An 18,754-nucleotide genomic window follows, 5' to 3' on the forward strand; every position below is an offset into this window, starting at 1 on the left:
GGGCCGCGTCGTGGCAAATAAAAAATGAAATCTAGTTTCATTTTTTATTTGCTTCTTCCGCAACACTGTTTATACTTCAATCCTGATCCACATGGACATGGATCGTTAGGGAAGATTTTCTTTTCCTTACGAACCTTTGGTCCTGAAGATGCTGTGTCGTCTTTGTTTGTACCAGTAACCTTAGCTACTTCCTCACGCTCAACCTTCTTTTCAATGCGGATTCTGTAAAGCATTGTAAGTGTATCATTGATGATTGCAGCGTTCATTGCATCAAGCATATCGTAGCTGGCTGCCTTGTATTCATCAACTGGATTACGGTTACCATAAGCCTGAAGACGGATACCCTGACGAAGCTGTTCCATATCATCAAGCTCTTCCATCCACTTGCGATCGATAACTCTAAGAAGGATAACTCGCTCAACCTCACGGAACTGCTCTGGCTGCTCGAATTCCTTTTCCTTTTTATCGTACATATCAAGTGCGATTTCTGTAAGCTTTTCTTTGAGCTGCTTCTTTTCCTTGATATTACCAAGAGAAAGCTTTGTCATTACAGGAACTGGAATGACTGGGCAAAGGAGGTGGTTAAGCTCCTGAAGCTCCCAAAGGTCTGTCTCAACATCATCTGGAATAGTCTTTTCGATACATTCGTCAACCTTGTCCTTAATCATGCCGATGATCTGCTCATGCATATCCTCGCCCATAAGTACACGACGACGCTGCTTATAAATAAGCTCTCTCTGCTCATTCATTACCTGATCATAATCAAGCAAGTTCTTACGAGCTGAGAAGTTGTTTTCCTCAATCTTCTTCTGAGCCTTTTCGATGGCATCAGAAAGCATCTTGTGCTTAATCTGCTCACCCTCTGGAACACCAAGAGAGTTGAACATTGTGATGAGACGATCTGAACCGAAGAGTCTCATAAGGTCATCCTCAAGTGAGATGAAGAACTGTGATTCACCAACATCTCCCTGACGGCCTGAACGTCCACGGAGCTGGTTATCAATACGACGAGATTCATGACGCTCAGTACCGATGATCTTAAGACCACCTGCTGCACGAGCTTCCTCGTCAAGCTTAATATCAGTACCACGACCGGCCATGTTTGTAGCGATTGTAACTGCGCCGTGCTTACCAGCCTCTGCTACGATTTCAGCTTCCTTCTCATGATACTTTGCATTTAATACGTTATGCTCGATTCCTTCGCGACGAAGCATCTTTGAAACGAGCTCTGAAATATCAATATCGATAGTACCAACAAGTACTGGCTGTCCTTTTTCGTGAGCCTTTTTAACTTCCTCAACAACTGCCTTGTACTTTTCTGCCTTTGTCTTGTAAACAGCATCATCATGATCGATACGCTGTACTGGACGGTTTGTAGGAACCTCTACAACGTCCATTCCGTAGATATCACGGAACTCCTGCTCCTCTGTAAGAGCAGTACCTGTCATACCGGCTTTCTTATCGTATTTATTGAAGAAGCTCTGGAATGTGATGCTTGCAAGAGTCATAGACTCGCGCTTAACCTCTACACGCTCCTTTGCCTCGATAGCCTGATGTAAACCATCTGAATAACGACGACCTGGCATGATACGACCTGTGAATGAATCAACGATCATTACCTGACCATCTGAAACAACATAATCCTGATCTTTAAACATAAGGTTGTGAGCACGAAGTGCAAGGATGATGTTGTGCTGGATTTCAAGGTTCTCTGGGTCTGCAAGGTTCTCGATGTGGAAGAACTGCTCAACCTTTGCAACACCCTGTGCTGTAAGGTTAACTACCTTGTCCTTTTCATCTACGATGAAGTCACCAGTTTCGTTGCGCTCAACGCCCATGATGGCATCCATCTTTGAGAACTCAGGAAGATCCTCGCCTCGCTGAAGCTGGCGAGCAAGAACATCGCAAAGCTCATAAAGCTTTGTAGACTTTCCTGACTGACCGGAAATAATAAGTGGTGTACGTGCCTCATCAATAAGAACTGAGTCAACCTCATCGATGATACAGTAGTGAAGACCACGCTGAACCAAATCCTTTTCATATACACACATGTTGTCACGAAGATAATCGAAACCGAGCTCGTTGTTTGTGATATATGTGATATCACAATTGTAAGCTGCCTGACGCTCTTCCTTTGACATGTCGTTTAATACAACACCAACTGTAAGACCGAGGAAACGATGAACCTCACCCATCCACTCAGCATCACGCTTTGCAAGGTAATCGTTTACAGTAACGATGTGAACGCCCTTACCCTCAAGTGCGTTAAGATATGCTGGAAGTGTTGAAACAAGAGTCTTACCTTCACCAGTACGCATCTCTGAGATACGACCCTGATGCAAAATAACACCACCAATGAGCTGCACTCTAAAGTGCTCCATGCCAAGGGCACGCTTACCAGCTTCACGAACTGTAGCGTATGCCTCTGGAAGAAGGTCATCAAGTGTCTCTCCGTTAGCAAGTCTCTCCTTGTATTCTATTGTCTTATGGCGAAGCTCTTCATCAGTAAGAGCCCCCATAGCTTCTCTATATGATTCAATTTTATCTACGATTGGATTGATGCGCCTTAACTCGCGCTGTGAGTGTGTACCAAACACCTTATCGATAATACTCATTTCGTTAACTCTCCTAACTAGGGAAAATCCCACAAACTTTTATTATTTTACCAAAAATAAAGGGAGTTAACAACAAAAGTTGGCACTTTACACCAATTACATAAACACATAGGATTCTGATGCAAATTGAATTATATCCATAGGTTTCAATTTGTATGGAATACGGTAGGACAATATATTTCCGTTTAACAAAGTTCCATTTAAACTGTTGTTGTCTACAAGGAAGAAATCGTCTCCTTCCTTAGTAATTTTCCCATGATTTCCACTGACTGTACGAGCCTTTAAAATGGCATCATTATTCTTCGATGAACCAATCCTGAAAATATCTTTGTTTATGATGAAGTCATCCTCGTTATTATTGCCATCGTATACAAGCTTTCCAACAGCCTTGGCTTCAGTTAAAAGAACTGTTTTTTCTTCCAGCTCATAATCTGGCTCAACAAGGAAATCCTCAGTATATATATCCTCTTCATCTTTTACAGGTTTTCTCTTTGAAATAATATCTTTTGTGGCTGACAAAAGCTTCTCGACAAAGGAATATTTTGGCTCATCTTCCTCATAGTAATTTGTCAGGTAATCCATATCAGGGTCCTCCTCTAAGGTGACCTTTTCTACATAAATCTCTGGTCTTTCGATTTCTGGCTCCTGCACATATTCATCGTTATCCTGATATGATTCTTTGTATTCTCTATCTTGAAGGCAATCAATTATTTCCTCTAAAGTGTAATCATCCTTAAGGCACAAATCATATGCCATGTATAATTGCTTTGCTGATTCCCTGTCAGCCTGAGATGCCTTTGAAAGAAAGAATTCCATCAGCTGTCTAAACTGTTCCTGAACTGACCCAAACTCCCCAGGATAATAGCAAAGGCTAAGCTTATAATTCTCATTGGATTTTTCCAAAAACACTGATTCTTTGCTGAGCCAAATATGCTGCTCATCAATAAGGTATTTCCCTACTTCATCGAGGGCAAGCTGCAAATTAATAATGATTCGTTCCAACATTTCTATTGTTATATCGTGGGCATCGATAAAGTCTTCCAGGTTTTCTTTTCTACTAATCGTATAACTACGCTTTTCTTTTCCATCCAATGCAAAGCTGCTCATGGTCAACAATGAAGATATATGGTTGGCATTAATCATTTTGTTTTCATAATCAATGCTTTTCCCATTACCATCTATCACCATGAAGCTATCATTGTGCTTTCGTTCATAACTTATTTCCATATACTCTACTCCTTTATAGCATGATATATTCCTACAAGCCCTTCCTTTAATCTAAATAGGTTTACAGCGTCAAAGTTTCCTTCTTTGTATTTCACATACTCCAAGGTGATTTGAAATAATTCGTAGGCGACACCAATAGCCATACCAAATAATATAAAACAAAAGCTGATAATAACTGCTGCTTCCACAGTGTAGCTTCCCTTCAGCTTCATAAAATAATTCCTCCTAAAACGTGAATTAAATACATGATTATATAGGCTATTAAAAGGAAGGGTACAAATGGTATTTCCATTTTAGGATTATCGTATTTACGTATTAAAACCAATCCTGTAACTGCTGCTAATAGCGAACTGAGCCATAGCAATACTGCTGTATCTATGAATCCTAAATACAAGCCTGTCACCGTAATAATATATGCATCTCCCATTCCAATTTTCTCTTTTGAAATGTAACTAAATAGAATCGTGAAAAGACCTATTCCAACTCCACCTAACACGCTAAGTAACGAATGAGGTTTGTAAATTATATTTATAGCTATTCCTAATATTCCAAATACTATTATTTCTATTACTCGCACCTGCTTCGTTTTCAAATCATCCATAGCTGTTAATCCATACAAACAAGCCAAACCAATTGTTTCCATTCTCTTACTCCTCATCATGGGCTTCCCCTGCAGAGCATTTACTGCAAGGGGCCATAGTATCCTTTACTTCCTCATAAAGAACCTTCTTTATGTTGTGTTTTATTTCAGTGCAATTTACATCATTATGGTATGACGTTCCGTAATCAGTAATATACAAAAAGCCATTGCCATCTTTGTTTTTGCATCTGTGACATTCATAATAAATCCCGCCACTTTTATTTCTTTTATCCTTAACCTCTGCCTTTGGCACCCTGTGAACCGATGGATTAAGGTAGGTGCAAAAATAGTTCACATGATAAACTGCCCCATGTTCTGTTACGTACACATAACGACCATCGGACTCATATTCTGCCTTGTCATACCCCACCCATTTTCTGGTCCTGGCCCGCTGATTAACATCGAATGATAAATCGCCGAGCAAGCCAACAGGAAATGTCATGGTGTAGCTGACCTTTAAATCTATGTAGTTGCCTTCCGCTTCACTTCCTAAAAAGTTTAGGCCTAAAGCTCCACCGTCTATGAACTCTAATGGCACCTTGTTTTTTACTACTTCTAAGCCGGCCACCGCTATAGTTCCTGCTATTAGACCGCCCTCTGATAATTCTCCACTGACAGATGGATCCTGTTCATTAGGATTTACATCCTCATTGGACTCCCCTGTATTAGCAACATTCCCAAGAGTTACTGCCATGGTTCTGCTGGCAAAGTCTATGGACTGTTGAATGCCAGACTGTACCTGCAACACCCTAAAAATAAACATTCCAAACACCATCAAAGAAATAAATAACGGCATTATTATTGCGGCTTCTATTGTGTAACTAGCTTTCTTAAAGGAGGCATAAAAAGGTATCTCCATATCTTCTCTTTTGCAGTTAAGAAACACGGGCATATTACCTTTCTTTAAACTTTTTATATAAACAATCATTTTTAAAACCAGTGCAAATGGTTTTATTAGGGAAACAGAATTGATATAAGACTGAGACACCTTTTTACACCTCCTTTCGCTAGGATTAATAAGAAATATTTTTATGTTTACTCAAGCTGTATTCGCCTACGGTATTGCTGCTATCTAAGAGTGACATGAACATTTCATCAGCGGCATATGTTATGGTTACATCTGCTGCAAATGCCATATTATCTACCTTTACATCCTTGTAATCCTCAGTGGCATTCAATGCATTTTCCATTACATCGCAGGCTCTCATAGCCAGAGTATTATTGCTATTTAAGGTTAGAAATCCTATGAGATAGTCTTTATAGCTAATTCCTGTCTCGCTAGGTTTCGCTTTACAATTTACATCCAGGAAATTTGAAAGATGCCACACATCTGATGTCCACTGATCCAGATTTTTAATCAGCGGCACCTTGCCTCCTGATATCAAAAGACGAACATCCAGCGTGCTTTCGATGTATGCCCACGCTGCTATCACTGCATACTTTACTGCTTCGATTATTGCCGGATTCATGGTGAACCCAGCCAAAATATCTGCTACAGCCTGAGCCTGTGCAACCATAGATGGATGATCCATGATGGTAGAAAAGTTTGCTGCTTCTCTAATGAGCATGATTTCTTCTAGCACGGTAGCCAGGGACTGTATATCCGACTCTTTTCCTGCTATCAAATACTCAACCTCATATTTCATGCCATCATGTTTTAAATCCACACCGTAATAGCTGTAGCTTGTCAGCAGATAATCTACAAACAATGCCTTATCAACTAACACATTGCCATTGGTTATCTCCATATTTCCTGTGTTTAACGTTCTGTGTGATGGCGTGCCACTTAAATCGATTTGTACATCTGATAATTTCTCCGGATCTGCTACTGTAGACAAAAATCCTTTTTGGATTGATTCTTTCATCACACTAAAGGCATCCAACGGATTATCCTCCACCTCTTCTGGCTCAGGGTAATCTGATGGATTTGTATCTGGATTATCGTCTGTAGCCGCCGCTTGCCTTTTCTCTTGCAAAGCCGCCTTCTCATTATCCAAGGCAGCTTTTCCATCTGATGCTTGCTGCTCCACAGAAACCTTTTCTACTCCGTTTATACTCTCTGCTTTCTGCTGCACTCCAGTGATTATCTGCTCAGCCAGGCCATCCTTTGCAGCCTTTACGCCAAGCATTACCACTCCTGCTCCTTTACTATCTGTAAGCAACGAATAATTGGAAGCACTACATGATTCTGGTATGAGTCTGGCGTAATTACTGCCATATTCCATATTTGCGTTGTATGTACAATACTCTAGTATCTTTTGCTCCAATGTGGCTGGCCCAACATTTCCACTTCCATATCCCAAATCAACCGCTAGAATTCTATAATTGGTCCAAAGATATGGATTATATTCCGAGAAACCACTTTCCACTGCCATGTCTGTATATTCCTGGCTAAAATCTTGTAATTCGTATATACGAATACATTCTCCCATAGTGAAAATCAGGGTCATCACTGAAACCATTATCAGAGCAAAAAATACCGTTAACGAACCCTTTTTCACTATACCTTCTTAGCCTGCTCGTTGATTGTTTTGAAGATGCTCTCAACTAACGAATTCAGTTGCTCCTTGAAAATAAGCACGATTCCGATTAAAACAACCAAAATCAAAATCATCTCTACTGTTCCAATTCCATCTTCTTCTGTAAGAAAATCTTTTAACTTTTGTTTAAGCATTAAATAATACATTCTTTACCTCTTTCTATATATTCATTTGCATAATTGCCGGCACAACCAAAATTACTATTACTATAAAAAGCATGCCTGCCATTGGTATCAAAAGCTTTGTTGAAGCTTCCTCTCCCGCTTTGATTGCTCGCTGCTTTCGCATTTCGAAAGCATATTTTTCTTCTTTCTCTAAGCAACTTATTAAGTCCGCAGAACCCTTCCTCAGATTCTGCGCAAGGAGCATAGCAAGCTTTCTATACTCCTTGCTTTCGCTATTCATTCCCAGGTCTTCGAGAGCCGCGACCTCACCTAAGCCATCACACATTTTGCGATATGTCACAGATATATCTTCATAGCCAGGGCGAAGTAATCCCGCTTTCTTTTTCTGGTTATATCTTGCAATAATTCTCTCCAATGCCTTCCTTAAACTCATGCCAGCACCCATCAGAATTGACAGCTCACTGACTATCATTGGATAATCTTTTTCCTTCTCAGCTATTTCTAATTGCTTTGCTTTTTTCTCATCCTTCTTTTTTCCAAGCTGAATTCCCAGCACTGTGACAATTCCAAGGATTATTACCTGTAATCCTCGATAATCCATCTTTTTCTTCCAGGAAAGCTTCATATCTTCCACTTCAGTTGGAAGGACCATTTTATCTTTATCACGTGTTGTAGAATCTATATTTTTTACAGCTTTCTCAATAGCTTCCAACTGGCCATCAAGTGTATTGATGCTTTTATGGCATACAAATACTGAGAAACTATAGAGCTCCGTCGTCTCCTCATAACTCAGCTGAGCTACCAGATTTACAACTTCACCTTCTTCAGGGATTTCTGACGTTCTTAGCTTTCCATCGCTTGAAATCAACCCGAACTTATCAAAAGTCCAATATGCATCTATCATTCCGTCGCAATAGCTTGATTTCAAATTCAAGTCATAGCAAACCTCATTTGCAGATTTATTCCTTCCTAAATAAGTCGCTTCTATTTCTTCTATAGCCTGGCTAATCTTTGTAGATATCTCTTTATCAGAAAGGCTCTGATCCGATACCTCAACCGACAGTTCTTTATTCTGATCTAAAAAATTTAGCTCTAAATCTTCTGTTGTATTCCCTGTGCCTGCTGCACTTCTTTTTATAGTTCCATCAAAGTTTATTCTTGTTTCCAAATAGTCATGAATTAGTAAGCCTATCCCAAGAGCCACACACACAACTACTATTTCAATCAATTGCTTTGAGGTTAAATCATGATTCTTTTGCAAGACACCCACCTCCCTATTTTTAGACCTTAATATCAATTATCTTTTTTCCTAACACAATCAAAAATCCATACGCGATTAGGCATACTGTCATTATGAATACACCTGCTAGATTTCCATAAAGTGGCGCTACAAATCCCTTTGAAGTAAGTGTGATATACGCAAGAATTCCAATTGGCATGACACACATTACCTTTAGCTCTAATCGCTTTTCTGTGGTGATTGTTTCTATATCCTGTTTGACTGCCAGATTGTCTTCTATCTTCATGGCAGTCTCCCTGATATTCTTTCCATAATCTCCACCACTTCGCTTCGCAAATGCGATAATCTCCGCTAGACTCATAGCCTCTTCCAAACCTACCGACAGGGCAAATTCCATAAAGGCCTTTTCCAGCTGCACATTCATAGAGATTTTCTGGTTCATCACATGAGCATAGGTTAGCAAAACAGAATCGTCTGGATACAGTCTTTTTAGCTCGTTCTCTGCCTGCTTTATTCCTCGTTCCAGGGAATAACCTGTCTGAAGTCCCTGGACAATCAGTATCATGAATTCCTTAAACTCCACCAGCATTCTCGCCTTCCTTCTTTCCACTCGCTCTACTCTATTTATATGAATCCAAAAGGGCACTACACCTACACCAATCACTAGTCCCATGAAGGATTTATAAAACAGAAATGCGATTACACAAGTCAGCACTATCCCTTGGAACAGCGGTATCATATCATCCTTTGATAACCTTAAATCTGCATTCCATTTGCTTTTAGCTTGTCTTGGTTTACCAGGCTTCCTACCTTTTCCCATTGGCCCACTATCCTTCCATTTACTTCTTCTATCTCTTCAAATCTATACAAGGGATTCAACTGAATTTCGTTATCCTCAAGCCCTAATACTTCTGTTATCTCAAGCAGCTTTCTGGTTTTATCACGAAGTCTTCCAAGCTGAACAATAATATCGATTCCAGATGCAATCTGCTGCCTAATAGCAGGCAACGGAATCTCTGCTCCCATCAACACCATGGTCTCCAATCGCGACAACATATCCTTGCAGGAATTGCTATGACCAGTTGAACAACTTCCGTCGTGACCGGTGTTGAAGGCTTGGAGCATTTCAAGAGCTTCCGCACCTCTGCACTCACCAACAATGATTCTGTCCGGGCGCATTCTAAGAGAGGATTTAAGCAAATCTCTGATGGTAATTTCATTCTTACCTTCCAGGTTTGCATTTCGCGCCTCTAAACGAACCAGGTTGTCTACATTTTTCAGCTGAAGCTCTGCCGAATCTTCTATCGTAATAACTCTTTCATCACTAGGTATGAATTCACCCAGGGCATTCAAAAATGATGTCTTACCGCTGCCTGTTCCACCTGACACAAATATGTTGTATCCGCTTGCCACCAGCTTTCTCAAAAGGTCCACCTGCTCCTCGGAAATAGAGCCAAAGGATTTCAATCTTTCCATGTTCATTTGCTCTTTGGGGAACTTTCTTATGGAAAGAATACTGTAATCTACAGCCGCAGGTTTCAACACGATATTCACACGTGATCCATCGGAAAGTCTGGTGTCTACGATGGGGTTTGACTCATTAACGATCTTGTTACTTTGAGCTACGATATTTTGAATAATGTCATTCAATTTCTCTTCTGACGAGAATTTTTCACTGCAATGAACCACTCGGCCCTTCTTTTCTATGAAGATATTCTCAGGGCCATTAATCATTATTTCCGTTATCTCTTCATCGTTTAGCAAGTCCTCTAGAACATCCAATTTACGCAGAGAATTAAAGACATGATTTTCAATTCTTTTCCTGTCCGCCAGTGAAATTGGTCTGTTCTTTCCCTTTTCGATTATGCTGTTTTTAATTAGCGTTAATATTTCTTCATCAGATACATCTATTGATAAATCAATTGCGTTCATTACCTCCTGACGTATCTCTTTTTCTAAATCATCTGTAACATTCAATTGCATTTTTGACCTTCGTACTAATTAGCTTTTTTACAAATACTCCTAAATTGCCCTGCATCAGCTCCTGAATCTGGTATGTACCATCTGTCAGATTTCCTGCAGACATAGGAAGAATTACACTCTCCCTATCTACTTCTGCATTTATTCGCTCAAGATATTCCATAAATGCTTCCTGGCCCTTTTTGAAGTAATCTCCAGGTTTTCCCAAAACATAAAGGTGCTCAAATCTTTGGAGGATTGAAATAAATCCGTTTATTGTTCTTCCAAATAAAACTACAATCACGTCATAATCTGATTTGGCAAGAACATCAAACAGCAAATTCCATGTTTCTGCCTCAATCTCACAGAGCTCATTTGGATTTCTAAATGGCTGAATAAAATCAAATCCCATAAAGTTTCTTACATATGTAGTTATGTCAAAATCGCTTGCGCTTGTATTGATTTCGTATAGAAGATCCAGAAGATTTCTTTCCATTTCACTGCCGATTAAATCTGGCATGATAGATATCTCTTCTAAATCCAAGAACAGAACTTTCCCACCTGTTCTGTATCCCTGACCCAGTGCCATTGAAAATGGCAGCTGCAATTCATGATCAACAGGAGAATACACTCCTATAAACTTTGAATTTCCATTAGACTTTTTTATACTAGCGCCTACACCTTTTTGTTTTCGTAACTCAGATATTTTTCCCAGGATGTTGTCGATAGATTGATATTTATATATGTAATCATCATCTTCCACATCCGGTTCTTCACATAAGAAGTATTTGCGTTTTACTTCTCCCTTAGGTCTAAACTCGGAAACTTCTTTAAAATCCTCAGACATAATCGCCACATCATAGCAACCCTCATCAGAAAAGAAGCTTTCTGTTGTTGTAAAAATATGAATGCTGGCATCCACATTAGACATAAGATACGAAGCAAACTTTAATATGTAATCTTCACAGCAATCACATAAAGCAACTTCCAAATTTCTCATGGTAACTCCTCCATTATTTCTCTTGTTCATTTATACTGCAGTAAAAAAAACGCAGCCGTTATATAAAAAGAATAATGAAGCTTTCTTCTTATTAATTGCCCTTCATATATACTCACAATGACAATCGCGATCCCAGCAAGAATCACAGAAGTGATCATCGTATTTACGGTAATGTCTGCACCCACCAGTGTTGCCATTACAGAAAACAATTTGATGTCACCAGCGCCAAGCTGTTTACCAAGAATATACAGCAGCGATAAACATGCTATTGGCCACATTGCTTTCATAAGGAAGTATGCAATTCCTATCCATCCATAGCTCAACAGGTTCACATAAATTCCTGCTAAGTAACCCAGGATGATTAGTTGATTTGGAATCCTGTACGACCTGGCATCAAACAGCAATGCCGACGTCAAAATGCTCCAGATCAAAAACGTACTCGTCTTTTTCACCTCCTGTCGACGCAACAGTATGCTCCGGATCTAGGAATAATTCCATAGCGTTTGACACTATGAAATTCGCTTGTATATTTTTAACAATAAATATATTTATAAAAAGCGCACAAAAAATGAGACCCTAGCGAACTAGAGTCTCATTTATTATTTACTACTGTTATGCCCAAAATCCTCTTCTTGCCTGGTTACCCATAACACTTTCATTTAAAGAATTTTTTCCATAAGTTATTCCTGCCATTACATGTTGTGTATTTTGCATAATCGGTGCGGACGTATCTTCCTTTGCCAACTGGTCAAAGGCATCTCCCAACTCGTCCATCACCTTTTTTGCTTCTAATAATCCGTCAGCGTTTGCCTTGTATATGGACTTGGATACATTTCGCTGTACATAATCGTAAAGCGCGTACAGATTTCCACTTACCTTGTATTCAAAATTTAAATCTTTCTGGAGGTGACTTACAACCTCTGCGCACTTTTTAAGTGCTATGATTGCTTCTGTCACTTGGCCAGCTTCAAAATTGTCCAGCGCATCTGTTTCATATTCTTCATATATATCATAAAGAATTGAAATCAATCCACATCCATTGCTGGACGCTATTCTCAGGGTAAAAGCTGAAATCTTATCTCTGTTCATTTATTTCACTCCTATAAAGGCAAATTTGATTTCTTAATTTATTGTAGCAACTGTAATGCAAGTTGTGGTAACTCATTTGCCTGCGCAAGTGCAGATGTACCTGCCTGCTCTAATACGTTGAGCTTTGTGTACTCAACCATTGTTGTTGCCATATCAGCATCCTCTACTCGAGAAATAGCTGATGTCATGTTCTCTTCTGTTGTATCAAGAGATTTTGTTGTATGCTCAAGTCGGTTCTCATATGCACCAAGCTGAGATCTGACTGAAGTCACATAATTGAGAGCTGTGTCGAGAGAATCAAGTGCATCCTCTGGACCATTCACTCTTGTTACACTAAGGTCATCAATGTACATGAACTCTGTTGTAACTGCTGCAATTCTTACTTCCATGTTCTGGTTCTTATTTGCACCAACATGAAGTGTCATTGAGCCAATGTCTGTAACGTTGAATTCTATTTCTCCAACGTAACTTGCTTCTGCAAGGAAAGATAACTCAAATCCATCTACATCTGTAACAGTAATATGATTTCCATCATATCCTGTAGTTGCCTGTGGGCCAAACATTGATGGTGATGTCTTGTCTAATTCAACAACAGCATCATCACCTACATCATGGATAATTGCTCCTTCTGTAATCTTGTCCTCAGGGAATCCTAATGCTACGGCAAATTCCTTTGAAGAAAATTCGATTTCCAAATCTGCCTTTGCACCATATTTTAATGAATAAATGCTGATGTTCTCATTTGGGTCAGAAATTGTAGCACTACCTTTTTCACATGCATCTCGCATAGCTTCATATACCGCTTCACGAGACATTCCTTCTGTGAATTCAACTCCGTATCCGTTAATATTCATTGTTCCAGCCATTGAAAGAGCTGTAGCTGTTGCACTTCCAAGCAATGGATTAACTCCACCTGCTGTTCCACGAGTTGCAGCTGATGTTATAGTCAATGTATATAATCCTGCTGGAACTGTGTTTGAAGTTTGCATACGAGTTGCATGCTCAGCATAAGTTCTATTATCAAGTGAACCATTTAATAGGTTGATTGTGTTGAACTCTGTTGTTTCTGCTACTCTATCAATTTCCTCTAAAAGAGAATCAATTTCTTTTTGAATTGTCTCTCGCTCCGAATCTGAGTTTGTGCCGTTTGCAGCCTGAACCGAAAGCTCTCTCATTCGCTGAATCATATCTGTTACTTCATTAAGAGCACCTTCAGCTGTTTGAAGTACTGAAATTCCATCGCTACTGTTTGTTGAAGCTTTATCTAATCCATCAATCTGTGCCTGCATTTTGCCCGCAATAGCAATACCAGATGGATCATCTGATGCATGATTAATGCTAAAGCCTGAACTTAACTTTTCCATTACATCTGCAAGGGAACTTTCTGTACCAAGAAGTTGGTTGTTGGTAATCACCGCTGACATGTTATTGTTAATTCTCATAGTTGCCTCCTAAATAGCCGTAATAAAGCAAGTCTAGCATCCGTGCGGTGTATTTGAAATTGTTAGGTCTTCCATGTCCTTACACATTTAATATCGGACGAGCCCCCTTAAACTTAACCCAATATATGCAACTTTTCAGGTATAAAAAATGCAAGACCTGGTATTTCAAGGCCTTACATTTCTTTTTTCCTCAATGAGGTTATTTTATTGTCTCTTTCTTAATCTTGCTATCTTTGCTTGTACCAACTCTATGTCCAATGGCATATCTTCTGCTTCCTGAGTTATTAATAAATTTTCTCCTAATTTATAATTTGAGGATTCATACTTTGCTAGCTTGTAAAAATTCTTTACAGCGTATTCTTCATCAGATGCCAACCCCAAATGTTCCCAGTATACTGTATTTCTTGTATTCAAATCTAAGATTGTAAAATCTGGAAATACCGTCGTACAGCCAAGCTCAAGCAATGCTTCATATTGATAAGGAATACTGTTTTGGTACAGCATATCAGCAATTATTTTTTCTGATTTAGATCTTACATACTCACCCCTATCTGTTTTATACAATCCATCTCCATAAAAGCTGTTCTGTCCTCCTGGATGTTCTTCATACCATCTCTCTATAAAATCTTCCTCAGCCTCTATAATAGGATCTATCATATATTTTCTTCCATCACTATAATTATCGTAGACTTTGTATATTTCTTCGAAGTCATATCGTTCCAAGAACCTCTCGAGTTCCTTTTTAAGCTTACACAGTGTCTTATTGGCTTGTATTTCATATTGCTTTTGAATAATCTTCTTTACTTTTTCTATTTTGGGACCTGAAACATATTTTCTTTTATCCCCCTCTTTTAAATAATATAGGTGCCTTCTATTTCTAGATACTACCTCCACTGGTTCTATCTCTATATTCTCTAAACGTCTTATATTTTTATCAGATGTCTTTAGTAATGCGATAATTACTTCTAGCTGATTCTCCAATTCTTTCTTTATATTATTCATAAAAATTCCTTTTCTATCATTTTTTGCCAAATTGTATGGGTTATACCACTTTTTCACTAATTCCCATACACCCATTTTCCCAAAGTGTATGGGAATAGCATGTTTTACTCCATTTCCCATACACTCAAAAAATTCAACTGTATGGGTTTTACTACTTTTTCCTCGATACCCATACACTTTAAAATTTCGGCTGTATGGGTTTCATAACTTTTTCCTCAAAACCCATACACTTTAAAAAATCAACTGTATGGGTTTCTCTACTTTTTCCTAGATACCCATACACTTTAAAATTTCAGCTGTATGGGTTTCATTACTTTTTCCTCAAAACCCATACACTTTAAAAAATCAACTGTATGGGTTTCATTACTTTTTCTTCAAAACCCATACACTTTTCCTGTTTTGAGTTCTCTTTCGATTTTATCAGTTATTTAGTTACTAATAATTTGGGATATCTTGGCATTACTGAGTACGCGAGATAAATGCCTTTTGATTTGATATGGTTGATAATATATAAAAATATTTATTTTTTGTCAAATAAAAAAGAAGTATGCGCGCGGAAGCGCGCATACTCTCATTAAAACAATTCTGCAATTACATTTATGTAGCCACGGGCGATGCTATAGAGAGCCTGGGTCTGGATTTCGTCCTGGCTAGCTGCGCCGGAAACGCCAGCTGCTGCTAGTCCTTCATAATTTCCCTGCTCCATATTATAGATGTCAGCTGCGCTGAGTCCGAAGGACTGTGTGAAACTGAAGCTAAAAGCAAAGCCTGTTTCTTCCTGCATAATCTGGGCTATCATAGGTGCCTGGCTTGCAAACATTTCTCGCATTTGAGCAGTTTCACATTCTACTAATGCGCTAACAGAACCAGCTTCGTAGCGGAATGTAGTAGATACTGTGCCAGTTGTCTGAAGGTGAAGTGCCATCTGGATTAAGCCGGATTCGCCGTCACCACGGACAATTTTCAGGTTCATATTGCCGGCCTCATCAGCAACCATAATAGGAATGTGATATGTTTCACCTGTGCGTGCCATTTCAGACATAACCTTTGTCTGCTGCACAACAAGCTTCATTCCATCCATGTCTACTGTGCGGACATCCTCCGTTTCAATCATGGTCTTCATTACATTCTCAGCCAAAGTTCCTAGCGCTTCCTGAGCCTCTGCCATTTCCTCAGGTGTATGGCAAGCATCAGCGAAGCGTGAGTATGCCAATTCAATAATGTCGTCCACATCCATGCTTTCAAGAGCGCCAAAAGTGGTGGCTGCTCTACCAGTTGCCTTAGAGAATAAGTCCTTGAATACCTGGCCATTGTTTTCAACCATTGCCTCAACTGCTGCAATCATGTTTGCAGAATGAGGTAAGTTGTATTCATCTAATATAGAAGAAACTTTTGCATCCTCTGCAATAGTTGTCTTTAACTGTTCGGTTACATAATTGTTGTAGGCAGCTTCTGTCTGCTCATCAGAAGTCTCTTCCATGGCAGTTGCAAACTGGTCTACATTCATTTCCATAATTTGCTCTTCGCCAAAGACGTGCATCTTTGCAGGAGTCATAGCTTCCTTAGCATCGCGGCAACGGTTTGTGAGGAAGACTTTCTCAATCTGTTCTGTAATAGAAAGATCCTTCACAACCATTTCATCCAGCTGGCCAAACTTGTCGTCTATTTCATACTCTCTGCCTGTGTGCTTGCTTGAGCGAACAGCAGTCATAAGATTTCGTAATGTTACCTCAGTGCCCTGACTTATCAACGCACCGATGGCTGCGCCATCAGACTTTTCCACTTGATGAAGAAGTCTATACACACCCACATAAGCATCTCTTTCTGCTTCAGAGATTTCCGCGTTGTGCTCTGCCTTCCAAAGGAATTTTGAAAAGCTTTCCTCATCAGAGGTGCTACCCATTTCAGCCTTAATGCTTTCTGCCTTCGCCTTAAGACTTTCCATAGTCATATCAAGAGGATTCTCTCCTCGCTTAATCATTTCTGCAACAACAGCTGGTGTCATGCTCTTGAATGTGCGAGCCACCATTTCTGTAGAAGCTTTCATTGTAGTAACAGACTCTGCTGTGATTTCCATTTTGTTGTAGGCAAGCACGCGAACTGCCTTCTGGCTAGATTCTGTTGCCTCGATGTCAAGGTCTGCCAAAATGTCATCCACGTTCTGGAATGCCTTGTTCATGCTGTCACCAAGGTCTGTTCTTACCTCTGTTCCAACAGATTCATAAGTCATTTCCATGCGAGAATATTCTGCTGTAACAGACACGCTGACTTCGTGCACATAAGAGAATGTCTCTGCATTGATATTTGAAAATCTTCCAAGCATGGCGGCTGGCGCAGACTGGATGTCTGCCATCTCGTTCATTACCTGCTTGAACAGATTAACATTTGCATTTGTTGCTTCGTTATTTTCTGCCTTCATAAGAATCTGAAGGAGATTTGTTTCCTGTAATTTCAGCTTATCAAGGAGATCAGACAGGTCACTTGTATTAACAGTTATGCCATTTTTCATCATTGTAAATGTGGCCTCAACTGTCATTGTGAGCTGGATTTCTGTGAGCTGACGCTGAGCTGTAATAGATGTAAGAGTGCTTGCATCCATTCCCATGACTTCTTCAAAAGTTTTCTTGGCCTGATCCATAAGGGAGTAGCCAGGGATAAGATATGCGTCGGTTGGCTCTTTGCCTTCTGCCACGATATCATCTATCGCATTTACGATATTCTCTTCCGATGGTTTTTCGTACTCGCCAAGCTCAACCATGTACTCAAGATGCTCCTTTGTGATAGGAACATCTTGCTTGAGCATGGTTGCCACAGTATCTTTCAATTCCTGTGGTGTCATAGGTTTCTGCGCAGACTCGGTTAACTCACCTTCGACTTGTTCGATAAGTGAATCCAGTTTATCTCCTAAATCTTCAAGAAGACTGATTATGTCTTCGTCGGTTGGCTCCGATGTGCCCTTTGGGCCTGTTGGTGCCGAATATGTGGCGTTGTAGATATTTGTGATGGTTGGCTCAAGCTCGTTCTTTACAAGATATGCCTGGGCTTCCACTGGCAAAGTATCTGAAAGGCCGCGAGTCATCTCAACTGCTTGTGCCACTGAACCGGTCATTGCCTGAATCTCGTCCTGGTCCAAGCCACCCATTTTGCTGATGTCTTTTCCAGCTTTTGCAAGATTCATTTTGATTTCGTCCACAACTGTGACGAGAGCCTCTGGCTCCATATCCATTGGATTATGGCCGTCTTCGCGAGCTTTTGCTGTAGCTTCTTCGTCCCAGCCGCGCTCGATATTTTTCACCTTATCAACTGTAGACATGCCAAGAGCTGATGCCTCATTTACCTCCTTGGCAAAATCTTCATCAGTCATTTTTCCTCTATTATCGTAGAATGCGTTGTCTACTGAAAGTGTTCTTAATTCTGTATTGAAATTTGCTTTGTTATCGTCCTTGATACCGCTGGTGCCTACGCCAAATCCCTGGTCTGAAGCACCTTCTGTTTTGATGTAATCCGTTACCTTGAGTCCTTCAATTTGCATATAGTTCCTCCGCGGTAATTTTTCTTACAATCTTTATTTCGGACGAGTTGTAAAAAAAATTAATGCCGAGGATTTTTTCCTCGGCAACTAATCTATATTATGAACAATTTACACTCATTGCTACGCTGGGCACCGGCTGGCTGACGCCCTTGTAATTATCATAAACATTTTTCAAATCCGCTGCTAAAAAACCTGGAAAACAAGCACAAAGCGTGTCAAAATCCATGCCACAGCTACACATTGCCTCTACGGCTCTCAAATCCTGTTCCTTCATACCGGTACCTCCCATTACATTTCTAGATACAATATCTAGCACTAACTTGAGTACTAGTATAACAATATC

Annotated in this window: 17 protein-coding genes; all 17 read right to left on the bottom strand. The window is 39.8% G+C overall.

What is annotated here, in order from left to right:
• Window positions 1-44 precede the first annotated feature (44 nt).
• The 17 genes from secA to BMY66_RS13790 all read right to left on the bottom strand — a co-directional run bounded on the left by secA (window position 45) and on the right by BMY66_RS13790 (window position 18,685).
• Window positions 45-2,615: a preprotein translocase subunit SecA gene (gene secA / locus BMY66_RS08615; RefSeq protein WP_074791493.1), complete on the bottom strand. Its 2,571-nt coding sequence runs from the start codon at window positions 2,613-2,615 to the stop codon at window positions 45-47.
• A gap of 96 nt (window positions 2,616-2,711) precedes the next feature.
• On the bottom strand, window positions 2,712-3,842 hold the full coding sequence (locus tag BMY66_RS08620; protein WP_090394857.1) for a DUF6382 domain-containing protein: 1,131 nt from the start codon (window positions 3,840-3,842) through the stop codon (window positions 2,712-2,714).
• A gap of 5 nt (window positions 3,843-3,847) precedes the next feature.
• Window positions 3,848-4,054, bottom strand: coding sequence for a hypothetical protein (locus BMY66_RS08625; RefSeq protein ID WP_090394858.1), 207 nt, complete (start codon window positions 4,052-4,054; stop codon window positions 3,848-3,850).
• Window positions 4,051-4,485: a prepilin peptidase gene (locus tag BMY66_RS08630; protein WP_177175628.1), complete on the bottom strand. Its 435-nt coding sequence runs from the start codon at window positions 4,483-4,485 to the stop codon at window positions 4,051-4,053. Before BMY66_RS08630 ends, BMY66_RS08625 begins: the two co-directional genes overlap by 4 nt.
• A gap of 4 nt (window positions 4,486-4,489) precedes the next feature.
• The gene (locus tag BMY66_RS08635; protein ID WP_143064522.1) at window positions 4,490-5,278 is read right to left on the bottom strand and encodes a TadE/TadG family type IV pilus assembly protein; all 789 of its coding nucleotides are present in this window, start codon (window positions 5,276-5,278) and stop codon (window positions 4,490-4,492) included.
• A gap of 217 nt (window positions 5,279-5,495) precedes the next feature.
• On the bottom strand, window positions 5,496-6,983 hold the full coding sequence (locus BMY66_RS08640) for a DUF5702 domain-containing protein (RefSeq protein ID WP_090394861.1): 1,488 nt from the start codon (window positions 6,981-6,983) through the stop codon (window positions 5,496-5,498).
• Window positions 6,983-7,168, bottom strand: a complete 186-nt coding sequence (locus BMY66_RS08645; protein ID WP_090394862.1) for a Flp1 family type IVb pilin — start codon at window positions 7,166-7,168, stop codon at window positions 6,983-6,985. Before BMY66_RS08645 ends, BMY66_RS08640 begins: the two co-directional genes overlap by 1 nt.
• 13 nt (window positions 7,169-7,181) lie before the next feature.
• A complete protein-coding gene (locus BMY66_RS08650) occupies window positions 7,182-8,408 on the bottom strand; it encodes a type II secretion system F family protein (RefSeq protein WP_090394863.1) in 1,227 nt (408 codons plus the stop codon).
• A gap of 19 nt (window positions 8,409-8,427) precedes the next feature.
• Entirely contained in the window at window positions 8,428-9,207 is a 780-nt protein-coding gene (locus tag BMY66_RS08655; RefSeq protein WP_090394864.1) for a type II secretion system F family protein, read from the bottom strand.
• Window positions 9,144-10,370, bottom strand: coding sequence for a CpaF family protein (locus tag BMY66_RS08660; protein WP_242942693.1), 1,227 nt, complete (start codon window positions 10,368-10,370; stop codon window positions 9,144-9,146). The genes BMY66_RS08655 and BMY66_RS08660 overlap by 64 nt, the downstream gene beginning before the upstream one ends.
• The gene (locus BMY66_RS08665) at window positions 10,348-11,346 is read right to left on the bottom strand and encodes a hypothetical protein (RefSeq protein WP_090394865.1); all 999 of its coding nucleotides are present in this window, start codon (window positions 11,344-11,346) and stop codon (window positions 10,348-10,350) included. The genes BMY66_RS08660 and BMY66_RS08665 overlap by 23 nt, the downstream gene beginning before the upstream one ends.
• Before the next feature lie 26 nt (window positions 11,347-11,372).
• A complete protein-coding gene (locus tag BMY66_RS08670; RefSeq protein ID WP_242942696.1) occupies window positions 11,373-11,798 on the bottom strand; it encodes a prepilin peptidase in 426 nt (141 codons plus the stop codon).
• 160 nt (window positions 11,799-11,958) lie between these two features.
• On the bottom strand, window positions 11,959-12,435 hold the full coding sequence (locus BMY66_RS08675; RefSeq protein ID WP_090394867.1) for a flagellar export chaperone FliS: 477 nt from the start codon (window positions 12,433-12,435) through the stop codon (window positions 11,959-11,961).
• 38 nt (window positions 12,436-12,473) lie between these two features.
• On the bottom strand, window positions 12,474-13,877 hold the full coding sequence (locus tag BMY66_RS08680; protein WP_090394868.1) for a flagellin N-terminal helical domain-containing protein: 1,404 nt from the start codon (window positions 13,875-13,877) through the stop codon (window positions 12,474-12,476).
• Between the two features lie 204 nt (window positions 13,878-14,081).
• Window positions 14,082-14,999, bottom strand: a complete 918-nt coding sequence (locus BMY66_RS08685; RefSeq protein ID WP_143064524.1) for a hypothetical protein — start codon at window positions 14,997-14,999, stop codon at window positions 14,082-14,084.
• 454 nt (window positions 15,000-15,453) lie between these two features.
• Window positions 15,454-18,411 (bottom strand): DUF6240 domain-containing protein, encoded by a 2,958-nt coding sequence (locus BMY66_RS08690; RefSeq protein WP_090394870.1) that lies wholly within the window; start codon window positions 18,409-18,411, stop codon window positions 15,454-15,456.
• Between the two features lie 97 nt (window positions 18,412-18,508).
• The gene (locus tag BMY66_RS13790; RefSeq protein ID WP_155952460.1) at window positions 18,509-18,685 is read right to left on the bottom strand and encodes a hypothetical protein; all 177 of its coding nucleotides are present in this window, start codon (window positions 18,683-18,685) and stop codon (window positions 18,509-18,511) included.
• Between the last annotated feature and the right edge of the window lie 69 nt (window positions 18,686-18,754).

The organism is Pseudobutyrivibrio sp. C4 (genome assembly GCF_900111635.1).
In the GTDB taxonomy this organism is placed as follows: domain Bacteria; phylum Bacillota; class Clostridia; order Lachnospirales; family Lachnospiraceae; genus Pseudobutyrivibrio; species Pseudobutyrivibrio ruminis.

What these genes read in the sequence shown, in the direction of transcription:
- BMY66_RS08665 (WP_090394865.1), bottom strand. Translation starts at nt 11,346, where the DNA reads ATGAGAAATTTGGAAGTTGCTTTATGTGATTGCTGTGAAGATTACATA.
- BMY66_RS08635 (WP_143064522.1), bottom strand. Translation starts at nt 5,278, where the DNA reads ATGCCGTTATTTATTTCTTTGATGGTGTTTGGAATGTTTATTTTTAGG.
- BMY66_RS08685 (WP_143064524.1), bottom strand. Translation starts at nt 14,999, where the DNA reads ATGGGAAATGGAGTAAAACATGCTATTCCCATACACTTTGGGAAAATG.
- BMY66_RS08655 (WP_090394864.1), bottom strand. Translation starts at nt 9,207, where the DNA reads ATGGGAAAAGGTAGGAAGCCTGGTAAACCAAGACAAGCTAAAAGCAAA.
- BMY66_RS08680 (WP_090394868.1), bottom strand. Translation starts at nt 13,877, where the DNA reads ATGAGAATTAACAATAACATGTCAGCGGTGATTACCAACAACCAACTT.
- BMY66_RS08620 (WP_090394857.1), bottom strand. Translation starts at nt 3,842, where the DNA reads ATGGAAATAAGTTATGAACGAAAGCACAATGATAGCTTCATGGTGATA.
- secA (WP_074791493.1), bottom strand. Translation starts at nt 2,615, where the DNA reads ATGAGTATTATCGATAAGGTGTTTGGTACACACTCACAGCGCGAGTTA.
- BMY66_RS08675 (WP_090394867.1), bottom strand. Translation starts at nt 12,435, where the DNA reads ATGAACAGAGATAAGATTTCAGCTTTTACCCTGAGAATAGCGTCCAGC.
- BMY66_RS08645 (WP_090394862.1), bottom strand. Translation starts at nt 7,168, where the DNA reads ATGTATTATTTAATGCTTAAACAAAAGTTAAAAGATTTTCTTACAGAA.
- BMY66_RS08690 (WP_090394870.1), bottom strand. Translation starts at nt 18,411, where the DNA reads ATGCAAATTGAAGGACTCAAGGTAACGGATTACATCAAAACAGAAGGT.
- BMY66_RS08630 (WP_177175628.1), bottom strand. Translation starts at nt 4,485, where the DNA reads ATGGAAACAATTGGTTTGGCTTGTTTGTATGGATTAACAGCTATGGAT.
- BMY66_RS13790 (WP_155952460.1), bottom strand. Translation starts at nt 18,685, where the DNA reads ATGAAGGAACAGGATTTGAGAGCCGTAGAGGCAATGTGTAGCTGTGGC.
- BMY66_RS08660 (WP_242942693.1), bottom strand. Translation starts at nt 10,370, where the DNA reads ATGCAATTGAATGTTACAGATGATTTAGAAAAAGAGATACGTCAGGAG.
- BMY66_RS08625 (WP_090394858.1), bottom strand. Translation starts at nt 4,054, where the DNA reads ATGAAGCTGAAGGGAAGCTACACTGTGGAAGCAGCAGTTATTATCAGC.